This window comes from Acetobacter senegalensis (assembly GCF_001580995.1).
GTDB lineage: Bacteria > Pseudomonadota > Alphaproteobacteria > Acetobacterales > Acetobacteraceae > Acetobacter > Acetobacter senegalensis.
Map to the genome: position 1 here is coordinate 30,890 of NZ_LHZU01000130.1, position 22,851 is coordinate 53,740.

Annotated in this window: 11 protein-coding genes and 2 pseudogenes; 6 read left to right on the forward strand and 7 right to left on the reverse strand. The window is 52.0% G+C overall.

Annotation, left to right across the window (positions count from 1 at the left end; translation table 11 throughout):
• Positions 1–379 precede the first annotated feature (379 nt).
• The 3 genes and pseudogenes from AD948_RS09005 to AD948_RS09015 form a co-directional block, all read left to right on the forward strand.
• Positions 380–8,944, forward strand: a complete 8,565-nt coding sequence (locus AD948_RS09005; RefSeq protein WP_061471552.1) for a GH36-type glycosyl hydrolase domain-containing protein — start codon at positions 380–382, stop codon at positions 8,942–8,944.
• A 157-nt stretch (positions 8,945–9,101) separates the two neighbouring features.
• Positions 9,102–9,425 (forward strand): annotated as a pseudogene (locus AD948_RS09010) (IS5/IS1182 family transposase); the annotation flags it as partial.
• A gap of 376 nt (positions 9,426–9,801) precedes the next feature.
• Positions 9,802–10,213: pseudogene (locus tag AD948_RS09015) on the forward strand (transposase); the annotation flags it as partial.
• Between the two features lie 163 nt (positions 10,214–10,376).
• On the opposite strand, the gene AD948_RS09020 reads toward AD948_RS09015, so the two are convergent.
• The 7 genes from AD948_RS09020 to AD948_RS09050 all read right to left on the reverse strand — a co-directional run bounded on the left by AD948_RS09020 (position 10,377) and on the right by AD948_RS09050 (position 16,511).
• A complete protein-coding gene (locus AD948_RS09020; protein WP_248845977.1) occupies positions 10,377–11,072 on the reverse strand; it encodes a hypothetical protein in 696 nt (231 codons plus the stop codon).
• Positions 11,073–11,359: 287 nt separating this feature from the next.
• Entirely contained in the window at positions 11,360–11,902 is a 543-nt protein-coding gene (locus AD948_RS09025) for a hypothetical protein (RefSeq protein WP_061471553.1), read from the reverse strand.
• Positions 11,899–12,987, reverse strand: coding sequence for a DUF3500 domain-containing protein (locus tag AD948_RS09030; protein ID WP_408736064.1), 1,089 nt, complete (start codon positions 12,985–12,987; stop codon positions 11,899–11,901). Before AD948_RS09030 ends, AD948_RS09025 begins: the two co-directional genes overlap by 4 nt.
• 219 nt (positions 12,988–13,206) lie before the next feature.
• Positions 13,207–13,836 carry an O-methyltransferase gene (locus AD948_RS09035; RefSeq protein WP_211264464.1) on the reverse strand — a complete coding sequence of 210 codons (630 nt, stop codon included), beginning with the start codon at positions 13,834–13,836 and terminating at the stop codon, positions 13,207–13,209.
• A gap of 286 nt (positions 13,837–14,122) precedes the next feature.
• Complete coding sequence (locus AD948_RS09040; protein ID WP_338076680.1) at positions 14,123–14,830, reverse strand: NADPH-dependent F420 reductase; 708 nt, start codon at positions 14,828–14,830, stop codon at positions 14,123–14,125.
• Positions 14,827–15,420 (reverse strand): hypothetical protein, encoded by a 594-nt coding sequence (locus AD948_RS09045; protein ID WP_058988835.1) that lies wholly within the window; start codon positions 15,418–15,420, stop codon positions 14,827–14,829. The genes AD948_RS09040 and AD948_RS09045 overlap by 4 nt, the downstream gene beginning before the upstream one ends.
• Before the next feature lie 254 nt (positions 15,421–15,674).
• Positions 15,675–16,511 carry a hypothetical protein gene (locus AD948_RS09050; protein ID WP_211264465.1) on the reverse strand — a complete coding sequence of 279 codons (837 nt, stop codon included), beginning with the start codon at positions 16,509–16,511 and terminating at the stop codon, positions 15,675–15,677.
• A gap of 498 nt (positions 16,512–17,009) precedes the next feature.
• On the opposite strand from AD948_RS09050, the gene AD948_RS09055 reads away from it, so the two are divergent.
• From AD948_RS09055 to AD948_RS09065, 3 genes are read left to right on the forward strand one after another with little or no spacing between them, the layout of a single operon-like run.
• Positions 17,010–20,180: an efflux RND transporter permease subunit gene (locus AD948_RS09055; RefSeq protein WP_061471556.1), complete on the forward strand. Its 3,171-nt coding sequence runs from the start codon at positions 17,010–17,012 to the stop codon at positions 20,178–20,180.
• Positions 20,173–21,363 carry an efflux RND transporter periplasmic adaptor subunit gene (locus AD948_RS09060; RefSeq protein ID WP_248845978.1) on the forward strand — a complete coding sequence of 397 codons (1,191 nt, stop codon included), beginning with the start codon at positions 20,173–20,175 and terminating at the stop codon, positions 21,361–21,363. Before AD948_RS09055 ends, AD948_RS09060 begins: the two co-directional genes overlap by 8 nt.
• Positions 21,353–22,843: an efflux transporter outer membrane subunit gene (locus tag AD948_RS09065; protein WP_248845979.1), complete on the forward strand. Its 1,491-nt coding sequence runs from the start codon at positions 21,353–21,355 to the stop codon at positions 22,841–22,843. Before AD948_RS09060 ends, AD948_RS09065 begins: the two co-directional genes overlap by 11 nt.
• Positions 22,844–22,851: the final 8 nt, after the last annotated feature.

Below are 22,851 nucleotides of genomic sequence, written 5' to 3' on the forward strand. Positions count from 1 at the left end.
CTTCCCGCACGTTATAAGCGCCATTAGACCCTTTGTTCCTAATTACAATCAGCCTCTGATTTTCCTCTAAAACCCAAGATTTTTTGTTCTTCTGTGATGCTATGTGATCAGGGAGGAAGCACAGTGAAACTTCCGCCTATGATGAGCAAAATTGTCTCCGGCACAGTTGTTGATGAACACTCCTTCTTGGAAAAGACAGTTTCCGCTATAATAAATGGATCTTTTGATCTGGGTAGTATTACTCTTTTAGAAAGTTACTTTCTAATACAGGTTCCTGAGAGTTAAAAAATCTTACAACTCACTTTAATAAATAATTTTTTTGAAAACAAAAACGAGAAAAACAGTTCATTTTTCCACATAAATAGGACGGAGTAACAGCATGGATGCTTCTAAGGCTTCCCTTGAGCAAGAAGGGCCTACTTCCGGCTACTCCAATACCTCCTTATGGAGGCGTATGTTCAGATTGAACATGCCGAAGTATTGGCAAGATGATTGCAAGCCTATTAAAAGTGAAATCTTCGGCATCGAACGTCTTGAGGCTCATGCTCGTAGCTTGGCTACCGCCCAGACGATTGCTCACAAAGCCAGCGCAAGCAGCCACCCCTTAAAACATCGTCTTGCTGAAAATGGGGTATTCCTCCGCAAAACAGATCTTGCCATTACTGAAGCCTTGCAAGCAGGAAAGCAACTTACGCCCGCCGCACAATGGCTTGCCGACAATTATGCGCTTATTGACATGCAGATCCGGGAAACAAGCCTTGATCTGTCGCCTGCCTACTATGCGCGTCTCCCTAAATTGGCGAGTGGGCCTTTTGAGGGTCTTCCACGCGTGTTTGGTGTCACATGGGCCCTTATCGCGCATACAGACAGCCACTTACAACCTGATATCTTATGCCGCTATCTTTTGGCTTATCAAAGTGTTTCGCCTCTTACAGTTGGAGAACTTTGGGCTGTTCCTATTACATTACGTATTGTTCTGATTGAAAATCTGCGCCGTACGGCGCATGCCATTATAGAAAATAATAACAGCCGCCGCGCTGCGGATAGTCTTGCTGACACACTGGAGGACACTCGCAAAGAAAAGAAACCAGATATTCAGAAGGTTCTTGCTTCCGTTGACCCTGTAACGCTCACACCAGCTTTTGTTGCACGCCTTGTTCACCGTTCAAGGAGGCTGGATGCAGAAAAAGACCCGGTTCTCGTCTGGCTTGGGCAACGTCTGGCTGACAAAAAAAGCAGTATAGAAGATACTGTTCGGGATGATTTACAGGAACAAGGGGCTTTCAACGCAACAATTCGCAATATTATAACCAGTCTCAGGATGATTGCTGGGCAGGACTGGTCAGAGATATTTGAACAGGTATGCCTGATTGATAAGGCGTTTGCAGACTACCCAAGCTTTACGGAATCCGATTTTGCAAGCCGGGATCTTTATCGCAAAGCCATTGAAGATCTGGCGCTCGGTAGCAAGGAATCAGAACTTGATATTGCGTATCGTGCAATTGCGTTAGCAAAGAAAGCACAGTCAACAAATCCGGCTGACCCGCGCAGAAGTGACCCTGGCTATTATCTTCTTATGGAAGAACGTTTTCTCCTTGAAGAAGAAATCGGATTTCGTTCTCCTCTTTCCAGAAAGCTTGTGCGCAATTTTTGCCGCCATGGAATTACAGGCTACAGTATTGCTGTTTTCCTTCTCTCCTTCTTTTTTCTCAGTATCCCCATCTCCATTTCGGAAGGCCAGTATTCTCCTCCTCTCTGGTTAGCTGTTATTATAATATGTGCCAGTATTCCTACATCTGAAGCAGCCATAGCCTGTATTAATAGGCTGGCTCTTCGGGCAGTAAAAGTCACCATGCTGCCGGGCCTTGAACTGTTGCAAGGCGTGCCAAGCCATTTGCGGACTATAGTGGTCATTCCAGTTCTTCTGACGAATGAAAAAACTATCAAGGAACTTCTGGCAAGACTGGAAATGCATTATTTGGCCACTCATGACAAAAGTGTTCATTTTGCACTCCTGTCAGACTGGAAAGATTCTGATGATGAGCATGCTCCGGACGATGACGTGCTTCTGCAACAGGCTGCTGACGGTATAAAGCTGTTCAATCAGCGTTTTGGCTCTTGCGAGAGCGGCGACAGGTTTTTGCTTCTTCATCGTCGTCGTATCTGGAGCGAGAGCGAAGGAGTCTGGATGGGGTGGGAACGCAAGCGCGGAAAACTTCATGAGCTCAACCGCCTTCTCCGAGGTGCAACAGACACCACGTTTCTTGAAGACCCTTACCGTCACATACCGCAGGGTGTCCGCTACGTCATCACGCTGGATGCAGATACACGCCTGCCGCTGGAAACGGTTAGGCGACTGGTCGGGAAAATTGCCCACCCGCTTAACGTCGCCCAGTTTAACCCGGAAACAAGGCGTGTGGAAAAAGGCTACGCTATTCTGCAACCGCGTGTGACCCCATCCTTGCCGGTCGGGCATCAGAGCACATTATTCCAAAAAATTTATTCTACATCCAGCGGAATTGACGCTTATTCTGCTGCTATATCAGATCTTTATCAGGATATGTTTGGAGAAGGCTCTTACGCAGGAAAAGGCATTTATGACATTGATGCCTTTGAAGCAGCACTGGCGGGACGTGTGCCTGAAGCCTCCCTGCTGAGCCACGATCTATTTGAAGGTATTTTTGCACGGGCTGGACTGGCTTCTGATATAGAGGTTGTGGAAGAATTTCCAACGGATTACTTGGTTTCCTCTCAACGCCTTCATCGCTGGACGCGCGGAGACTGGCAACTTCTTCCGTGGATCATCTCAGGTACAGCCAAAACAACCCACCCGCATGACCGTCTGTCCGGTATTGCACGCTGGAAGATGCTTGATAATCTGCGCCGAACTCTTTGGGCTCCTTTTACGCTTCTCACACTGCTTGCATGCTGGTTCCTTCTTCCTGAAAATGCAGCCATCTGGACGCTTTTTGTTCTTGTGATGGCCGGTCTCCCTGCGTTCCTGCCGGTATTGCCCTATATTTTTCCTAGGCGGGAATGGATCACACTTCGTAGTTATCTCAGCGTCATTGCGTCTCATGCAGCGAATGCTGGCATCATGACTGCGCTTAACCTGACTTTTATGGCTCATCAGGCTTTTCTGATGTTTGATGCGATAAGCCGTACACTTGTACGCGTGTTCATAACACGCCGTTTCCTGTTGCAATGGGTTCCAGCAGCTCAAACCGTCAGCCTACTGGAAGCCGGCATGAAGGACTATTACATCCGGATGCTTCCTGCGCCGGTTTTTGCAGGTTTGATAACAGCCTACGTCGCATGGTCCGAACCTGAGACGTTGCTTTTATCCGGTCCTCTGGCGGTATTGTGGGGTCTATCGCCTGCGCTTGCCTTATGGACCAGTCGTTCTCCAATCATTCCCTCCCAGTCTCGTCCATCCAGAACAGACATCAGGACCTTACGCCTTGCAGCACGTCGGACGTGGTTTTTTTTCGAAACGTTTGTAACGCCATCTGACAATATGTTGCCGCCAGACAACTTTCAGGAAGATCCAAGCCCCGTTCTTGCCCGACGCACCTCTCCTACCAATATTGGCCTCTATCTTCTGTGCACCATCAGCGCACGAGACTTTGGGTGGTGTGGCCTGCAGGAGACTGTTGAGCGACTGGAAGCGACCCTGGAAACAGTTGAAAAACTACAGAAATATCGAGGTCATTTATATAACTGGTATAGTACGGAAACCCTTTCTCCCCTAAACCCGCTTTATGTCTCCACAGTTGATAGCGGTAATCTGGCTGGCCATCTTATAACTGTTGCCAGCACATGCCGGGAATGGTTGACCCAAACACCCCCCAGTGACGACTGGCGGGCGGGGCTCTCTGATGGCATTACAATCGCCATTATGGAAATAACTTTCCGAAACGGAGAGCGCCTGCCGCTTACCAAACAGCAGCGTGTTCTTCTTCGATCTCTTGGAAAACTGAAAAGTGATGTTTTGTCTGCTCCCAAAGATAAAACAGATCGTTCTTTGGCGGCTCTTATCAAACGGGCTGAAACGATTGCCACGCATGCAGCGCATCTGTTTCCAGCAGCTAAAAATCTGGCTGAAATATCGTCTCCAGACCCTTTATTCTGGGCTACCACTCCCTTGCGTGCTTTGGAAAGCCATCTTCGTGATCTCAGTCCGTCTCTGCAAGCAGGGCTATCGAGGCGCCTGCAGGCTCTGGAGCACCAAGCCCGTCAACTGGCTGATGACATGGATTTCAGTTTCCTGAGAGATTCTTCCCGAAAACTGCTCTCCATAGGCTTTCTGGTTCCGGAAGACGCTATGGATAGCAATTGTTATGATCTTCTAGCTTCCGAGGCGCGATTGGCTGTCTATTTTGCCATTGCCAAAGGCGATGTGCCCGCAAGGGACTGGTTTCGGTTAGGGCGAGCCATTACGCCTTCTGGCAGCGGGGCAGCCCTTATATCCTGGTCCGGCTCTATGTTTGAATATCTCATGCCCTCATTGGTCATGCGCGCGCCCATAGGCAGCCTTCTACAGGAAACCAATGCGCTGATTGTTCAACGTCAGATTGCTTACGGACAAAGCAGGAATATTCCGTGGGGTATTTCTGAATCGGCGTATAACGTGCGTGATCTTGAATACACCTATCAGTATTCAAATTTTGGCGTACCCGGACTAGGTCTGAAGCGCGGTCTTGCACAGGATATGGTTGTCGCGCCTTATGCCACCATGCTGGCCGCTATGATTGATCCGCAGAAAGCCGTGGCCAACCTGATCATTCTGGAAAAAATCGGTGCACGCGGTCGATACGGATTTTATGAAGCGCTGGATTATACTCCTGAGCGGGTTCCGGAAGATCAGACAGTCGCGATTGTTCACGCTTACATGGCGCATCATCAAGGAATGTCCATTCTTGCCGTTGCCGATACCGTCCTGAACGGCATCATGAGAGCACGTTTTCATGATGATCCTGTCATTGCATCTGCAGAATTGCTTCTGCAGGAACGTGCACCTGACAAGGGTGCGGTTGCCCGCCCTCTACCTACCGAACAAGCTCTTCCGCCTGTCGCTTCGAATACGGCTGCGCGTGCCGGCCGCTATTATGACACAGCTTACACGCAGGAGCCTGTTACACACCTTCTTTCAAACGGACGATACACCGTTATGCTGACATCTGCCGGTTCTGGCTACAGCAACTGGCAAGGGCAAATGCTAACCCGTTGGAGAGAAGACCGAACTCTCGATCATTACGGGGCCTATTTTTATCTGAAAAATCTAAAGACAGGCTATATTTGGTCATCTGGTATCCAGCCTTGCGGCACGATACCAGATGACTATCTTGTCGCGTTTCATGAGGATCGTGCAGAATTTTCACGCCGGGATGGCTTTATGACAACCACGCTGGATATCATGGTTTCAGCGGAGGATGATGCTGAGGTCCGGCACCTCACGCTTTCCAATACGGGTCATGAGACAGTGGAAATCGATATCACATCGTATGCTGAGTTGGCTCTACTCTCTCAGGATGCGGATCTTGCTCATCCCGCCTTTACGAAACTGTTCGTGCAGACTGAATATCTGCCCGAAACCAAAGCCCTTATTGGGACGCGCAGACGGCGCAGCCCGGATGAGCCGGAAATTTGGGTCGCACATCTGGTTGTCTCCAAGCTTGCTGTCAGTATGGAAACAGACCGTGCAGCCTTTATTGGTCGAGGCCAAACACTTCGCTCACCTGCTGCCATGATCGGGAAAAATGCTTTGTCCGGGCGGACAGGCACCGTTCTTGATGCGTCTTTTTCTCTTCGCTGCCGGGCAACACTTAAACCTGGGAGCACAACCCGGATTTCTTTCTGGACAATGGCTGCCTCATCACGCGAAAAGCTTCTTGACCTGATAGATACGCACAAGGACGCTGCCGCTCTTGACCGTGTAAGGACACTTGCCTGGACACAGGCACAGATCCAGTTAAGGCATCTCGATATTACCCCCCCTGAGGCAGATCTGTTTCAACGTCTGGCTGCGCATGTTCTCTTCTCTGGTTCTTCCTTGCGGGCTCCTTCCGAAAAAATCAGGCTCGGAGCCGGTCCACAGAAGGCGTTGTGGGAACATGGCATTTCAGGCGATCTTCCTCTTGTTGTTCTGAGTGTGAAGGAAAATACAGATACAGATATTGTTCGGCAGATCCTGCTGGCACATGAATATTTCCGCCTGAAACAACTGGCTATTGATCTTGTTATTCTAAACGATCATCCGTCTTCTTATATGCAGGATCTTCAGACCTCGCTGGAAAATCTGGTGCGTTCTCTTCCTAAAGCGGCAACAGGCGGTGGCTCGGTTCGCATTTTGCGAACCAACCTTCTTGCTCCAAGCGCTTTGGCGTTGCTATTGTCTGTCGCCCGCGTTGTTTTAAAAGCAAGGGATAGTCTTGCAGAACAGCTTGATCTGGCTGAATCCCTAGCCGCTCAAATCCCGCCATCCTTTCTACCCAGTTCATCTTCTACTCCGGAAGTGTTTGATATTCCGAGTATTCCTGAATTGGAATTCTTCAATGGTTACGGTGGGTTTGCAGACAATGGTAAGGCCTACGTTGTGGTGATGGCGCCCGGAAAAACGACGCCAGCTCCTTGGATTAATGTCATCGCCAACGAGAACTTTGGTTTTCAGGCAACGGCAGAGGGAAGTGGCCATACATGGGCACTCAACAGCCGGGAACATCAGATCACACCTTGGTCCAATGACCCGGTGAGCAACCCGCCAGGAGAAGTTTTCTACCTTCGTGATGAAGAAACACGTACCCTCTGGTGTCTGACAGCGGCCACGCGACGAGATGCCGCAGCGACTTATGTCACCCATCATGGCCGAGGTTATACGCGGTATGAGCGGATAGCCCACGGTATTGCCAGCACCTTGCTGCAGTATGTCCCGACAATAGATCCTGTAAAGCTCTCGCGCATTCAGCTTCATAACCTTTCCGGACATCCCCGCACCTTGTCCATAACAAGCTATGTGGAATGGGTGCTGGGGAGTTCCCGCACGAAAGCTGCATCTTTCATAACAACGGAAACTGACCCTGAAACGGGGGCGCTTTTTGCGAAAAACCGTTGGGATGACACATATGGGGCCCGCGTGGCGTTCGCCGATCTTGGTAGCTACGTCACAACAATTGCTGGTGATCGGACTGGTTTTATTGGGCGTAATGGCTCACTGGACAATCCCAGAGCCTTTACGCATCCAGATGGCTTGCAAAGCGTGACAGGAGCAGGGCTTGACCCATGTGGTATCGCGCAAACTCTTGTGACTCTTCCTGCAAATGGCCGTGTGGAAATTGTCTTTCTTCTGGGGGAAGCTGCGGATGAGACCGAAGCAAGAAATCTTATCACCCAGTATCGTAATGCAGATCTTGATGTCGTTCTTCAAACGGTTACGGAAAAATGGAACACAATATGCCATGCCGTTCAGGTTAGAACGCCTGATAGAAGCATGGATATCATGCTGAATGGCTGGCTTTTGTATCAGACCCTCTCCAGCCGCGTCTTGGCACGCGCAGGGTTTTATCAAGCGAGTGGAGCCTTTGGCTTCCGCGATCAGCTTCAGGACGGAATGGCGCTTGCCTTATCCTCTCCGGCGCTTGTTCGGAATCATCTTCTCCGTGCTGCATCCCGTCAGTTCCCTGAAGGAGATGTCCAACACTGGTGGCTTCCCCAAACCGGTGCAGGCGTGCGCACCCATATTTCCGATGACTGCACCTGGCTTGCCTGCACTGTTGCCCATTACGTTGTGACCACAGGAGAGACCGCGGTTCTGGACGAAAAGGTCGGCTTCCTTGAAGCCCCTCCTCTCCCCCTGACAGAACATGACCACTTTATGGTTCCTGCCCTCTCTTCTGAAAAAGCCACGCTGTTCGAGCATTGTGCCCGAGCACTTGATCATAGCCTTTCCGTTGGCACGCACGGACTACCGTTAATGGGCACCGGGGATTGGAACGACGGCATGAACAGGGTGGGAGAACAAGGCCGTGGAGAAAGCGTCTGGCTTGGCTGGTTCCTTTACAGCACGCTCAAGACGTTTATCCCTCTTGCTCTTGAACGCCATGATACCGTACGCGCTACACGATGGCAGAACCACACGGAAAAACTCGCCTGTGCCTTGGAACGTGCATGGGATGGAGACTGGTATATCCGTGCCTACTTTGATGACGGCACCCCTCTCGGTTCTCATAACAACACGGAATGCCAGATTGATGCCATTTCACAATCGTGGGCTGTTCTGTCCGGCGCGGCCTCTCCAGAACGGGCGCACCACGCCATCCACTCCGCCCTTCAGCGTCTCGTTCGCCCGGATGACGGACTGATCCTCGTTCTCACGCCCCCCTTTGATAAAGCGACACCCGACCCAGGTTACATCCGGGGCTATCCGCCTGGTGTGCGCGAAAATGGTGGTCAGTATACGCATGCAGCCCTCTGGACCGTCATGGCCATTGCCGCGTTGGGTGACGGTAATCAGGCCCACGCGTTGTTCAGCATGATTAATCCCATCCACCACAGCCTGACGCAGGAGCAGTCTGACCGTTACAAACTGGAACCTTATGTTGTTGCAGCTGATATCTATTCTGAGCCCCCGCACAATGGACGAGGTGGCTGGTCATGGTACACTGGATCAGCAGGATGGATGCAGCGCGTAGGAATTGAATCCATTCTTGGTATTCGCATTGAAGGTGAAAAACTTTTAATCACCCCCTGTATTCCCAGGGAATGGCCCGAATTTGAGGTGACACTCCGCTGGCGAAGTGCTCAGTATAAACTCCTGATCAAAAACCCTAACGGAGTAAGCAACAACACACCTCGCTCCATTGTGGTGGACGATGTTTTGCTGGAAAATACAAATACCATTCTCCTGCGCGATGACGGGGTATTACATCTGGTTATCATTACTCTTTGAAAGATAATTGAGATGCTCTTCCGTGGTCTATCATTCGTAACTTTGGAAAGCGCATAGAGTTTTTTACTCTTCTTACTCATGTTGAATGAGGTGTAGGGTTCTAAAAACCCTATGGTTTTATATGCGTGTCTATGATTTCATACCTCCTATGGTGATTGGGCTGTTCAATCGCTTTGACGCAACCCTGCGGAACGCTGGTTATCTCCCAATGTCAGGCCAGATCCTGGACGCAACGCTGGTGGCGGCTCCAAAGCAGCGCAATACCAACGCTGAGAAGGCTGATCTCCGGGCCGGCCGTATTCCTCAGGCATGGAAGGACAAAACGGCGAAGCTGTCCCACAAGGACCGCCATGCGCGCTGAACGCTGAAATTTACCAAGGCGAAACGGCAGAATGACGGAACGATCCCCTCAATGGATCTCGCCATCCCGTTCTTTGGTTATAAATCCCATGCTTCCATCGACCGGAAGTTCAGGTTGATGCCTCCATTCTGCTGACGATCATATGTTCGCCCACGTTGTTTGCTGGGATTAAATTTTCATATATTCTATTGCAAATTTGTCATAATACAGTCATATTCATTGCGTTGGAGAGTTAAGAAATGACCATGTATAGATATAAAATATCCGCCGCTGTCTGTATTACTTCTTTTTTATGCATGCTTGTTTTATTTATTCATGATGGACATAAATGCATACACGATTTCGCTTTTTGGTTATTTTGTTTTATTTTTTCAACACAAATATATGTTTTTCTCAAATTGCGGAATGAAAAATGAGACCTGGAGAGTTCTAAAAACTCCGTGGTTTTGTGTGCGTATCTGTGATTCCATGCCACCTGTGGTGATTGGGTGGATGAATAATCAAGCAGCCGGGTTTCTTTGATGTTGAAGTTTGAGCGGGCTTGGCGATCAGCTTGAAGCCTTTTCCCGGACTGTGGATTTTGAGGTGTTCCGCCCTGATCTGGATCAGGCTCTGGCCTATTCGGATGGAAGCAAAGGCGGGCGTCCGCCCTTTGATGCAGTTCTGATGTTCAAAATCCTGATGATCCAGACGCTGAACAACCTTTCAGACGAGCGGACGGAATACCTGATCAACGACCGCCAGTCTTTTATGCGTTTCCTTGGTCTGGGCCTGTCGGACCGGGTACCGGATGCCAAAACGGTCTGGCTCTTTCGCGAGCGTATGACACAGGCGGGTGCGATCAATGGTCTGTTCAATCGCTTTGACGCCCCCTACGGAACGTTGGTTATCTCCCGATGTCAGGCAAAACGCCATAACCCTGAAATCAGGAAACAGGAGTTCAAAAAAACGGTTCTTCGATCTCTCCAGGTGCGTGCAAGCACTCACCTGCTGCGACAAGCCTAACGTGTGGACCGGAGAGTAACATTACTTAAAAAAGTAGCAATCATCGCCGAAGTGCCATCATGCACGTTATGGGTGATGGCTGGTAGAAGTGTCCGCGTCTCCATCGGCCGAAAGGCCACCACCCATAGTTCCGCCCGTGCCTCCTCCTCCCATTCCTCCAGCACCGCCGCCACCTTTTCCTCCGCCATCTTGACTACCTGCTCCTTTTTCACGCCCTCCGGAGCCGCCGGAAGGGCGGCTGGGGCCTTGGCGGGGAAGCTCAAGGTCCGACGGTATGCGTTCAATATCCAGTGCTTTACGAATGAAATCTCGCAAAGCCACAACCAGATCATGTGTATGAACATTTCGGCCCTGAGCTAGCTCAGAGGCAGCCCGCACGGCCAGACGTACATGCTCTTCTGTTCCAAGGAGAATGATATCTGAAAGAGCGGATTCAACCGCGTCTCGGATGCGCCGGGCACGTTCCGAACTGCCTGATAGCTCAAGGGAGGCTATATCCGGTACGTCACCGTTACGCTCTTTTATATCCTTTAAGTGGAGCGGACTAACGCTAAGATCGCCCGTAAAGGAGCCTCCCAATGTTTTATAAGCCGCAATCAACGTTTTGACGCGCTCATTGATTTGCCGGTTTAAACGTTCTCTGCGCTGCTGAATTGTCAGCATCATGAGCAGCCGAACACCTACGCCAAGCAAAGTGAGTAAGACCAGCCCAATAATGGTTATCAGGGTGCTATGCCACGAACTAAAATCCGCATTATGCAAAGTAAGTTCCTTCTGCTTTTCCGTTCAAGAGTATGATCAGTCAGAAATTTCAGATCACTATAATATCTGTCGTGCTGTTTAGCATGCAGCCTCCCTCATGAAGAGGCGACATTGCAGTAGCCGTCACCATAACATATGTGGCAGCATCCTACCCTGCCCCCAGCAATGGGCGAAGGACGTGTGTTCCCAACCTCACAGAGATTAAGAGAGCGTCTTCATCTGATTACCAAAGAAACAACTATCAGATGAGAGCAAATTCATAAGGATGAACGAGCGGAGATTTCGTCTTAGTCAATCAAGAAATCGAGCGCGTAGGATGCCTGATCGACTGATCGCTTTTGCCCCAAAATATGTAGAGATGGGTCATGAGGGACCAGACAGTTCACCAGCCAGACTGTATCAGGACCGGAGCCATGATTGAGATAGGCCAGATGATATGAGCCTCTCTTTAGAAAAGTCTGGACGTTAAATTGCAAACTGATCACGCCGGTTCCTGCTTTTAGTTCGGCAATGGCGGGAAACGTGCTTATCGCCAGCCGCAGCGGGAGAGTTTTTCCATTCAGCGAAAAAGACAGCCCCTTGGCTACCTGCAAAGCATACGCATGTTGCTCTTGGGGTGTAAGAATTCCATTGCCGTTTTGGTCAATTTGCTTGAGCACTCTTTCAGCCACCTCCACGCCCGGCGTCAGCCTTAGGTGGAGTGTAATAAGATCCTGCGCCAGATCAATCGTGGTAGCTTGGAGATATTCGTCCAGCCGATGCGCTGATGCCGAAGAAAACGACGTCATGAGAGCGATAACAGCGAGCAGCCCCTTTTTCCCAAGGCTCATGGGAGCGTAAACCGGCTGCCATAGCTGTTTGTCGGATCACGATAGACCGTATGCACATGCATAGTGGGATCATCACCGACACCTTGCGGCGAGAATTCGATCAGGAGGCGCGGCCCCTGTATCCGGTAGTAGGATGAACCATTTCGGCCCGGTTCATGCGTCGTCGGACCGCTCCATGCAAACCAGGTTTCGTCCAGATCGCCTCTGATCTCCTTCAGGCGTGGTGCAGCATACGTATCATTAATGATTCCTGCCCATTCGCTGATCACTCCCATCAACATGTCCTTTTGAGCAGTTGTCAGGAATGATCCCTTTAATCCTTCGGGAACAATCGTCTCACCATCATGGCCTGGCCCCTGAACCAGATCTTCTACCTTGTAGCTCAAAATAGCCTGTTGGCGTTGTTTCTCGTTCAGAGAGTCCAGAAACGTGAAAGCCTTGTCGTTCTCACCAGCCAGAACATGCACTGTCTTGCCGCCGGCCTGATAGAGTGCTGGCTGCGCCCCAGTCAGCGTTGGGGTCATCACGCCGTGCGCACCGTCGATAACAATATTCAATCCCAGATGATGGCCGCCGAACTGAACCATCCATGGAGCTGTCTCTGACGGCTGACCAAAGATTGCAATGGTATAGGCTGCCTTGCCTGAAGCAAAAGGTGTGCCACCGTCGGCAAGCGCTTGATCGGACCCCATGATGTCCAAAACCTTCTGATACCCCTTCGTGCTCAGAAGGGTGGCCAGAAGATGCAACGCGGCTTCACGCTGCGTTGCTGTTAGCTGCCCCATTCTTATGCCCGGACGCGGCACATCACTGACCGGAAAATTTGACCAGACTGCTATCCCGTATTGTTCACCAATAAAACCACCCGGCGGCCCCATTCCCGGCCCGCGTGCCGTTGGGGACGCGGCCTTCACATCCGTCACGGGTTGCACGGGCTGGTTGGGTGCCCTCCTGCGGAAGCGGGCCAAGGTGCCGTGTTTAAGTGGGGTAAACGGAAACTGCACAGAGGCTCGTTTCTGCGCATCAAGGGTTGTCAGAAATGATTTTGCTGCCGTCATCGCAGATTGCGTCTGATTAGCGGGCATGTTTGTTACCGAAGATGTTGGGAGCGATTCAGCCTTTAATGCGGGTGACCCATATGCCGTAATAAACGTGATAACTGGAACCAGTCCGCTAACCACAAAAATAGAGTTCCGCATCAAATTCCTACACCATTGTGCTGACCTACAGTCAGTTACATCTTCATTCCTCGGGCCGGAAAGGCGAAGCCACTCCGGCGCTGGTTTCTCACATAGTCTTATCTCTTATTTCTCAGTATCTTCAAAGCGGCTCACCTCAATTCCTGTGCCGACCGGCAAAAGAACGCTGGACATGCCCGGCAAAGCACGAATTGCACGGCCATAACGTTTCACGTCTTCCGTTCCGGGCCGGATCATGTTGTCAGCCACAACAATCGCGCCCTCATTGAGGTAGGGGTAAAATGCCTCCAGGCAGGGAGCATACAGATCCTTCCACAGATCGACGAAAACGAAATCTACCTTTCCAGACAATTCCCTGATCATTTGCACGGCGTCGCCAATACGGAAATCGATCCACCCTGCCAGACCAGCCTGTTCGGCCATCTTCTTTGCGTAAGCGCTTTTGTATTCGTGCAACTCCATCGTAATCAGCCGTCCTCCGGACGCGCGAGCAGCGTCTGCCAGCCAGATACCGGAATAACCAAAAGACGTGCCAAGTTCGAGGATGGTTGGCTTCTCCAGACTTCGGGCAAGGATATTCAGGATCTGCCCGGTCTCCGGCCCAATAGCACGCATGCGCTGATCCTGACCTCCATCGCGACCTCCGGGTGCTTCTGTCCGGGGCCCGGCACGCTCCTCGTGCATCCGTGCGTGATAGCGATCGAGAACTGCCGAAATCTTCTCGTCCATCGTCATATTTCCCTTCAGGCGAGTTGCTGGCAACTTTGTGAAATCGGGCTCTTTTCTACCTGGCACGGAGACTGTTTTTTCGAGGGAGGCGGGTTTTTCTTTTTAATTCAATGGGATATTCTTAAATTTTCTAAGCGCCACGCAGTCTTGGTCTCTCGTTGTTTACGCATGAACCTACAGAACCTAAGTGTGCATATCAGTAGAATGTCAGTGTTACCGTCCCAACATCGGGGGCTAGGCAAAAGCATCTTAAGTTTTCCTGCCTGCGGTCTGAAATGCGGGCAAAACACTCCTATTTTCGGGCAAGCACAGCTTTCAGTCTGGTCGCGTCCGTTTTCACTTCAAAGCCGGGGCCTCCGGGTTGAAACGCAATGGAGCTTGCCAGATCCCCTGTGATAACCGGGTCAAACCCTGCTGCACGCACAAGATTTGCGACAATCCCCACAGCAGAAGGATCGTCACCTGCAATCGGAACAGCCAGCAGAGGTGGATGACGATGAGCCTCCGTGCGCAGAACGCTCATATCAATGGAGTTGAAACCGCGCACGACGCGAGCGCCGGGAAAATAATGCTGGGTCGTGATGCCTGCTCCATCATGCGCGGCAGTAGCGGCAATGGCACCGTCCCGAGACGGATAGAAATTGCTCGGATCAAGCAGAATTTTCCCCTTTACTACCCCACTTAGTTGCTTACCAAGTGCTGGAATTGCTCGGTAAGGCACGGCCAACACCACAACGTCACCAAATGCAGATGCCTGCTCCGGTGTACCCGCGGAAGCAAGGGAGCCAAGTTGTGCCGCCTGCTGCTGCGCTTCATCCAATGATCGGGCTGAGAGCATGACGTGATATCCTGCGTCCACCCAGAACTTGGCAAGTGTACTGCCCACCTGGCCTGCACCAATCAATCCGATTTTTAACGGTGCGCTTTCTGCCCGACAGAGCCATGGGAAGATAAGGCTGGATAGCCCGACAAGCATTGTTCGTCGCGTAATATAAGTCACTGGTATTTCCATAATTTACTGACCGAGCCACCCGCCCCTTCAACAGGGTCAGATGCCGGGAACGGCAAACTCTCCAAACGAAGACGTTGTGCAGCGTCAGGTTTCTGACGGACAATGTCGAACTCTTGGCCGGGTGGATAGGCCCCTACCACCTCAAACGCAGCATCCGATTCCAGATTCATATGCCCGGTTCCGGCCGGGAGAAGCGCAATATCGCCAGCCTGCACATCTACCTCACGCGCGCCCGGGCCACCGAGCATGAGCTTCGCCGTTCCTTTGGAAAAACCAAGCACTTCATGCCCCAACGTATGGTAATGATGAAATGAATAAACGCCGTTCCGCCACTGGGGCGGCCATCCATTCTTCTGAAAGAGTTCTTCAAACGCCGCAGCCGGATCATCCCCACCTGTGGGCAGCGCATTACGATAGAGGATAACGGGTAATACAGAATTGTTAGGCACCCAGCTATTTGGATGCAAAATGAAACTTTCAACCCGCACTGGGGTCGCCGCACCTGCGGCACGAACGCCTCCCTCGCCCAGAGAAAGGCCAAGCCCGGCAAGGACGGAATTGAAAAAGCGTCTCTTCATTGTTCATACTCCTTCTCTTGCCCCTTCAGTCTTCCTTTTGTCAGGAAAAGGTTTCAAGAGATAATCTCGCTTTTCACGGGGATATGTATGAAGACGTGCGCGCTAAATCGGCCTTTTTGGGGTCCCGCACCGATCTTACGAAATTTGCGACCAGCATGCTGTTAAAGCTGTAAATTTGATAGCTTTTCCCATGCAGAACACGTGGTACGCTCTGCTCCTTGTATAAAGCCATATTACGCCCGTTACCCCGGTTTCTAGCGCTTTATGAAAGCCCGTATCCGGCTATCCGCATGTGGATTGACATAATGGAAGACGGCTGTGGCACGGATCTGATCGTGATCAAAAGGCTCGTTGGCATGCACGGATCGATATCCCCAAAAGAAATAGACATTCCCGGGTTCTAGCTGCACGCGAACCGGTTTTATGAGCTTCAAAAGCATCGCTTTTTTCAACAGGCGTTGCGTCAGTCGATTATCCAGCAGAACCTTATCGAAAAGATTAGTCAGATAAGTGTTTCTGATCGGTCGTCGGTTAGGAAACATGATCAGATCGCCCATCGGGCCTCTTGATGGCATGATGGCCGGTATCAGCACTGTAAGGACATAGGAATCGTAATGAAAGAAATAAGCGTGCTGCTCCCCCGTGTCGCCGGAAAACCAGCGTAGGATGTGATAAAATGTTTGATCAGGACCAGTTTTTCCCGTTCCTAATCTATAGATTGTCCGGCAGGCCCGATTGAATTCGGAGGAGAGAGACAGCGCGTTCAGTAAGGAATCGCTGCCAGAGTGACCGGGATCAAAAGGACCATATTCGCCGCGTTGCTCGACAACCTTCTGCATAATGAAGGCTCTCAGGGAAGACAGGTGTGCCTCGTCAATACACTTCTCCACCATGCCGAAGCCGTTCTGGTTCATGTCCTGGACGATGCGGGCGAGAGTACTATCAGCTAAATCCGGAAAGACTGGAGCAGATAAAAGTCTTTCTGCTGAGCTTATCTCTGCCGCAGATGTCGATTTTGTATTTTTTAAGCTCTCACCCCCAGTAGACGCAGAGTTCTCTGGGTGCAGAGGCGCAGGTCCATTTTTGTCCATTATTATGCTCCTGCGGCATGATTATGGGGAACGACCTATCGACACGAGAGTTCTTCCTCACGGCAATCATGTCTTGCCGTCAGACCAGATCAGACACTGTGCACCAAGAGCATTGATCGCAGGAAAATCGTTTAACCCATTCTGTGTAAAGAATAGATGAGAGAAAGTTGCTCATGGAAGGCCGAGGTTCTCTCTATTTTTTCACCCAAATGTGAACCCGCTCAAAGCCTTTCCATTGAAGACGAGGCTTCTACATATGATCGGAAATGCGCCATGATCGTTCAGAGGTGAATCATCAGGTGCCACGCACTGGGGTCGACATCTCTCTTTAAAGTGGACCATCTCACACAAGTGCAAACGGTCCTCTCTCTACATCATCGAAAGACACCACTTCATGCATCATCAAAGGAGTGGCAAACAGGCCTGTAACTCAGGAGACAGTGCGTTCGTTGTCACCGTGCGGTTACAGCCTCCTCCACGGAATAGCCTTCTGTCGCCATGAACGCCATTGTTCGTCTGGCGCTCTCGCGGCCTTACACATTTATTGTTATGGCGATCTTGATCGTGATTGCGGGTGTTCTATCGGCAATCCGTACGCCAAAGGATATTTTCCCCAACATCGCTATTCCAGTTGTTGCGGTTGCGTGGACCTATACCAACCTAGCCCCGCAGGACGTATCAGGCCGTATCCAGCTTCCTTTTCAGCGGTCGTTGACCACAACGGTTAATGACATCGAACATATTGAGGGGCAGGCGCTGACGGGTATCGGTATTACCAAGATTTTTTTTCAGCCTGGCGCAGATATCCGCCTTGCCAACGCTCAGGTTACCGCGATTGCGCAGACATTGCTGCGTCAGTTACCGGTCGGAACAACCCCTCCCCTGATCCTGAATTACAATGCCTCAACCGTACCCATTCTTCAGCTTGGTCTGTCTGGGGCCGGGCTGACCGAACAGCAGCTCTATGATTACGGCTTCAACTTCATCCGTACCCGGCTGGTCATGGTGCCAGGCGCCGCCCTCCCCTTCCCTAATGGTGGCCGTGTGAGGCAGATCCAGATGGATCTCGATCCTTCCCAATTGCAAGCGCGTGGTGTGTCTGGACAGGACGTGGCCAGCACACTGGCGATGCAAACCCAGATCACCCCAGCCGGTTTTGTCAAGATTGGGGAATATCAATATAATTTCCGGTTAAACAACGCTCCGCTGTCTGTCGAGCAACTCAATATGTTGCCTATCAAGACCGTGAATGGAGCGGTGGTGCGTGTGCGTGATGTTGCTCATGTGCGTGATGGCTCCCTGCCACAGCAGAATGTTGTGCATGTGGATGGTCAGCGGTCGGCCATGCTGACTGTTCTCAAGTCGGGAGCAACCTCCACCATCGCCATTGTAGAGGGGATCAGGGCAACCATTCCCGATGCTGTGCGCGGGCTGCCAAAACAGCTTCAGGTCACCCCCGTCAATGATCAGTCGCTCTTTGTCAGGGCTGCCGTAAGTGGTGTTCTGCGTGAGGGGGCGATTGCAGCCGGTTTGACCAGTTTAATGATCCTGCTCTTTTTGGGTTCATGGCGTTCCACCCTGATCGTAGCAACCTCCATTCCGTTGTCTATTCTGGGCGCAATTGCCATTCTCTCATCGCTTGGCGAGACACTGAATGTCATGACATTGGGGGGGCTGGCGCTGGCCGTTGGCATTCTGGTGGACGAGGCAACGGTCACAATCGAGAATATCGAACGACATCTGGAGATGGGTAAGGATGTCCATGCCGCCATTATTGACGGCTCAGGCGAAATTATCGTTCCTGCTTTCCTTTCATTGCTCTGCATCTGCATTGTTTTTGTACCGATGTTCTATCTGCCCGGCGTGTCGGGTTTTCTCTTCGTGCCCATGGCGCTGGCCGTCATATTCGCCATGATGATGTCTTTCCTTCTGTCGCGCACACTTGTCCCGACGATGGCCATGTTCCTGCTACGGCCGCATGACAAGGAAAACAAAGCGCGTCCGGGTATTTTCACGCGCTTTCAGCAGAGGTTCGAGCATTACTTTGAAGCGTTTAAAGAGCGTTATGGCGGCGTGCTGGAAGTGGCGCTGGAGCATCGTTGGCGATTTGTGCTTGGCTTTCTCTGTTTCGGGTTTCTCAGTCTGGCGCTTCTACCTTTTCTGGGACGCAACTTCTTTCCCACGGTAGATGCAGGTGCGATGACACTTCACGTGCGGGGGCCCATCGGCATGCGGATCGAAGAAACCAGCGCCCTGTTTCTCGACATCGAAAAACAGATCCGTGCACGTATTCCTGCCGATGAGGTAGACTCTATTGCTGATACGATCGGCCTGCCGAATAGTGCCATCAACGTCGCGTATAACGCCTCCGGCACGATCGGCCCGGAAGATGGTGACATCTTGATTGCGCTCAAGGAGAATCATCATCCCACCCAACACTATGTGCGCATATTGCGCGCTGACCTGCGTCGGCTTTTCCCTCAGGCTGAATTCGCCTTCCTTCCCGCCGATATCACCAGTCAGATCCTCAATTTCGGCGCACCCGCCCCTATCGATATTCAGATTGTCGGGCCCAAGCCGGAGGAAACACGCCAGTTCGCTGAACTGGTGCTACGTGCGATACGCCACATTGACGGCCTGGTTGACGCACGCATTCAGCAACCCGCCAATTATCCAGAACTGCGTTTTGATGTAGACCGCACGCGGATCAGTCAGCTTGGTTTAACGGAAAACGATGTCACCAACAGCATAGCAACATCAATTGCGGGGACGACACAGACCGCACCACTCTATTGGCTGAACCCGCAAAACAATGTGACCTATCCCATTGCGGTGCAGATGCCGGAATACCGGATTGCGGCTCTGGCGGATGTAATTGGCTTGCCTGTAACGGGCAGCGTTGTGTCAACCATGCGGCTTCAGGTGTTGGGGGCATTGGGCAAGATTACCCGCGGTACAACGTCTCCTGTTGAAGGGCAGTATAACATTCGTCCGCTCATCAACATTTTTGCGGGCAGTGATGGACGTGATCTTGGTGGTGTGGCCTCTGATGTACAAGCTGTTCTGGCGCGGCTGGATCATCAGCGGCCAGCTACAGTAAGTGTCGTATTACGAGGCCAGTACCAATCCATGACAACGGCTTTTTCCGGTCTTGGTGCGGGTCTTCTGGGCGCTATCGTGCTTATTTATCTCCTGATTGTCGTCAATTTTCAAAGCTGGATAGATCCTTTCATCGTCATTCTTGCCTTGCCGGTGGCGTTGGCCGGAATCTGTTGGATGTTGTTTGCAACTGAAACGCCTCTTTCTGTCCCGGCACTGACAGGAGCCATCATGTGCATGGGGGTCGCGACGGCGAACTCCATCCTTGTCATAGCATTCTGCCGTGAGCAACTCAGCGAGCATGGTGATGCATTGCAGGCGGCGCTGGTGGGAGGAAAAACCAGATTGCGCCCAGTGCTGATGACGGCTCTGGCCATGATTATCGGAATGTTGCCCATGGCGCTGGGGTTTGGTGAAGGGGGTGAACAGAACGCGCCTCTTGGCCGGGCTGTCATTGGTGGCCTTATCTTTGCAACCTGTGCCTCGCTTTTTCTGGTCCCGACCTTGTTCGCCATCATCTACCATCGCCGTAGACAGGGCGAAGAGCATGGAGCATCACCCCATGCCTGATGTCATGCCCCGCCCCTCACAGGAAAACAGCAGATCACAAACAACAGGGCGTCCTCCGCGCCTTCGTTGGTTCATTCTGGCTGCGGGACTAACGTTTGGCCTGATTCTGGCCAGCGGTGTTTTTCTGCGCGTACATGCACGCCATCAGCTTCACGCAGTCACTGCTGCCGCAGCTATTCCTACCGTGACCATTGTCCATCCGGGTGGCATGGCCCCAGATAAGCTGGTTCTGCCGGGACGGCTGCAAGCGTGGTACAGTGCACCTGTCTATGCACGCACCAACGGCTACCTCCTGCGGTGGTATGCCGATATCGGCCAAAAGGTACACGAAGGTCAGCTACTGGCGGAGATCGATACTCCAGATGTGGACCTGCAACTGAAAGGGGCACGCGCCGCGCTGGCAACCCGTGCCGCGCAGCGCAATCTGGCTGGAATTACCACCCGCCGGTGGGACCGCCTCAACGCACAGAATGCGGTATCGCAACAGGAAACGGATGAGCGGCGCGGAAATTTTGCAGCCAGCGAGGCAATGCAGCGTGAGGCTTCGGCTGAAGTGGGACGGCTTGAAACCCTCTCCGGGTTCAAACATATCGTGGCCCCTTTTACGGGCGTCGTCACCAGCCGCGCGACGGATATCGGCGCATTGATCGTCGCCGGCGCGTCTTCTGCACAGCCGCTGTTCACTGTTTCGGATGTTTCACAGCTTCGCATCTATGTCAGTGTTCCGCAGGCCTATATTGCCCGTATGCGCGAGGGTATGGACGTTGCGTTCACAGTGCCAGATTATCCGGGCAGAACCTTTCAGGCCCATCTCATTCGTTCTTCTGATGCCGTTGACCCACAATCAGGTGCGATGCTTGTTCAGCTTCTCTACGAAAACTCGGAGAATTTGCTGAAGCCAGGATCTTATGCACAAATTGCCTTCACCTTTCCCGGCACCAGCACCACGAACGCCGTGCGCATTCCCGCCAGCAGTCTTCTGTTCCGGCGCGCAGGCCCAACCATTGCGGTCATGGAGGCCAATCATCACGTCAAGATCCATCCTATTACCATTCTAACCGATTTCGGCACAGAGCTTGAGGTCACGGGACTGTCTTCTGAAAGCGCCATTATCGATAATCCGAGAGATGATCTGCGCGACGGTGACGAGGTGAAACCTCAGGAGAATGGGCATGACAGTTGAGGCTGAGCGGCAAGGACAATCCGCGCGGCATCAGAAGTATAAAAAGCGCCTGTGGTTTGCGAGAATTTTCATGCCTGCCGATCTGACAGGGCGTGGGGTTGTGATTATGCTGTTGTCCGCCCTTTCTGGCTGCAACCTTGCGCCGCATTACCAAAAACCGGCGCAGACCGCCCTCCCGCTTACATTCAAGGAAAGTGGCCTCTGGACGCCCACACGCCCTGAGATGGCGATACCGCCTTCCGACTGGTGGACCGTCATGCAAGATGAGCAATTGAACGGACTTGAAGCACGGATCGACACAGGTAACCCACAACTGGCGGCCGCCATTGCTCGATACGATCAGGCACGCGCCATGGTGCGAAGGGCACGTGCTGAGTTCTTTCCTCAGATTAACGCTACAGCGAGTGCAGAACGGGAACAAACCCTGTTTTTACAAACCGGTTCCTACTTCGATTATCGTAATTATGCTGCAGGAGGAACTGTCTCCTGGGAACCAGATCTTTGGGGGCGTATCCGCAACCTCGTTTCTGCCGCGCGTTCAGGGGCTCAGGCCAGCGCAGATGATCTCGCGGCCATGCGTCTCAGCCTGCAAGCTGAACTGGGCGATGATTATTTTCAGCTTCGCGGCCTTGATGCTCGCATGGAGGTATTGCGGCAGACCGTCTCCTCCTACGAGGCAGCACTCCAGCTGACTACCAATCGGTTTACGGGGGGAGCCGCCAGTGAACTTGATGTCGGGCGAGCAAGAACCCAACTGGCGACCACACAGTCCCGACTGGAACAGCAAGCAGCCGATCGTGCCCTGCTTGAACATGCCATTGCTGTATTGATTGGCGAAGAACCAACACTTTTCTCGCTTCCGCCCGTTAAGTCCCTGGCGGCTGTTCCTGTCATTCCCATTACTGCGCCGTCTTTATTACTGCAACGGCGGCCTGATGTGGCGGCAGCAGAACGCCGTATGGCAGCAGCAAATGCCCGGATCGGTGTGGCCCGAGCAGCCTTTTTCCCCAACATTACGCTCGGATCGTCAGGCGGGTCAGAAACAACCGTCAGCACACTTTTTTCCGCCGGGACAGGTGTGTGGGCACTCGGCCCTGCCCTCGCCACTCTGGCTATTTTTGACGGTGGACGACGTTTTGCCGATTTGGCTGCCATGCATGCCGCCTACACCGAAGCAGCCGCAAATTATCGGCAGGTATCGTTACGTGCTTTTCGGGAAGTGGAAGATCAACTCGCCTTGCTCAATCATCTGGCTGATGCTTCGTCACGCCAGAACGAGGCTGTTACCGCCGCCACTCGTACAAACCAACTGGCTTCAATCCAGTATCGTGAAGGTGCTGTGGATTATTTGCAGGTTGTTATTGCTCAGACGGCTGAACTGCAGGCACGTGAGGATATGATCACCCTCATGACACGCCGTCTGGTTGCAGGGATTGACCTCGTTCGCGCCATGGGGGGAGGATGGCAACCGAACAGATAGGGCCCGTA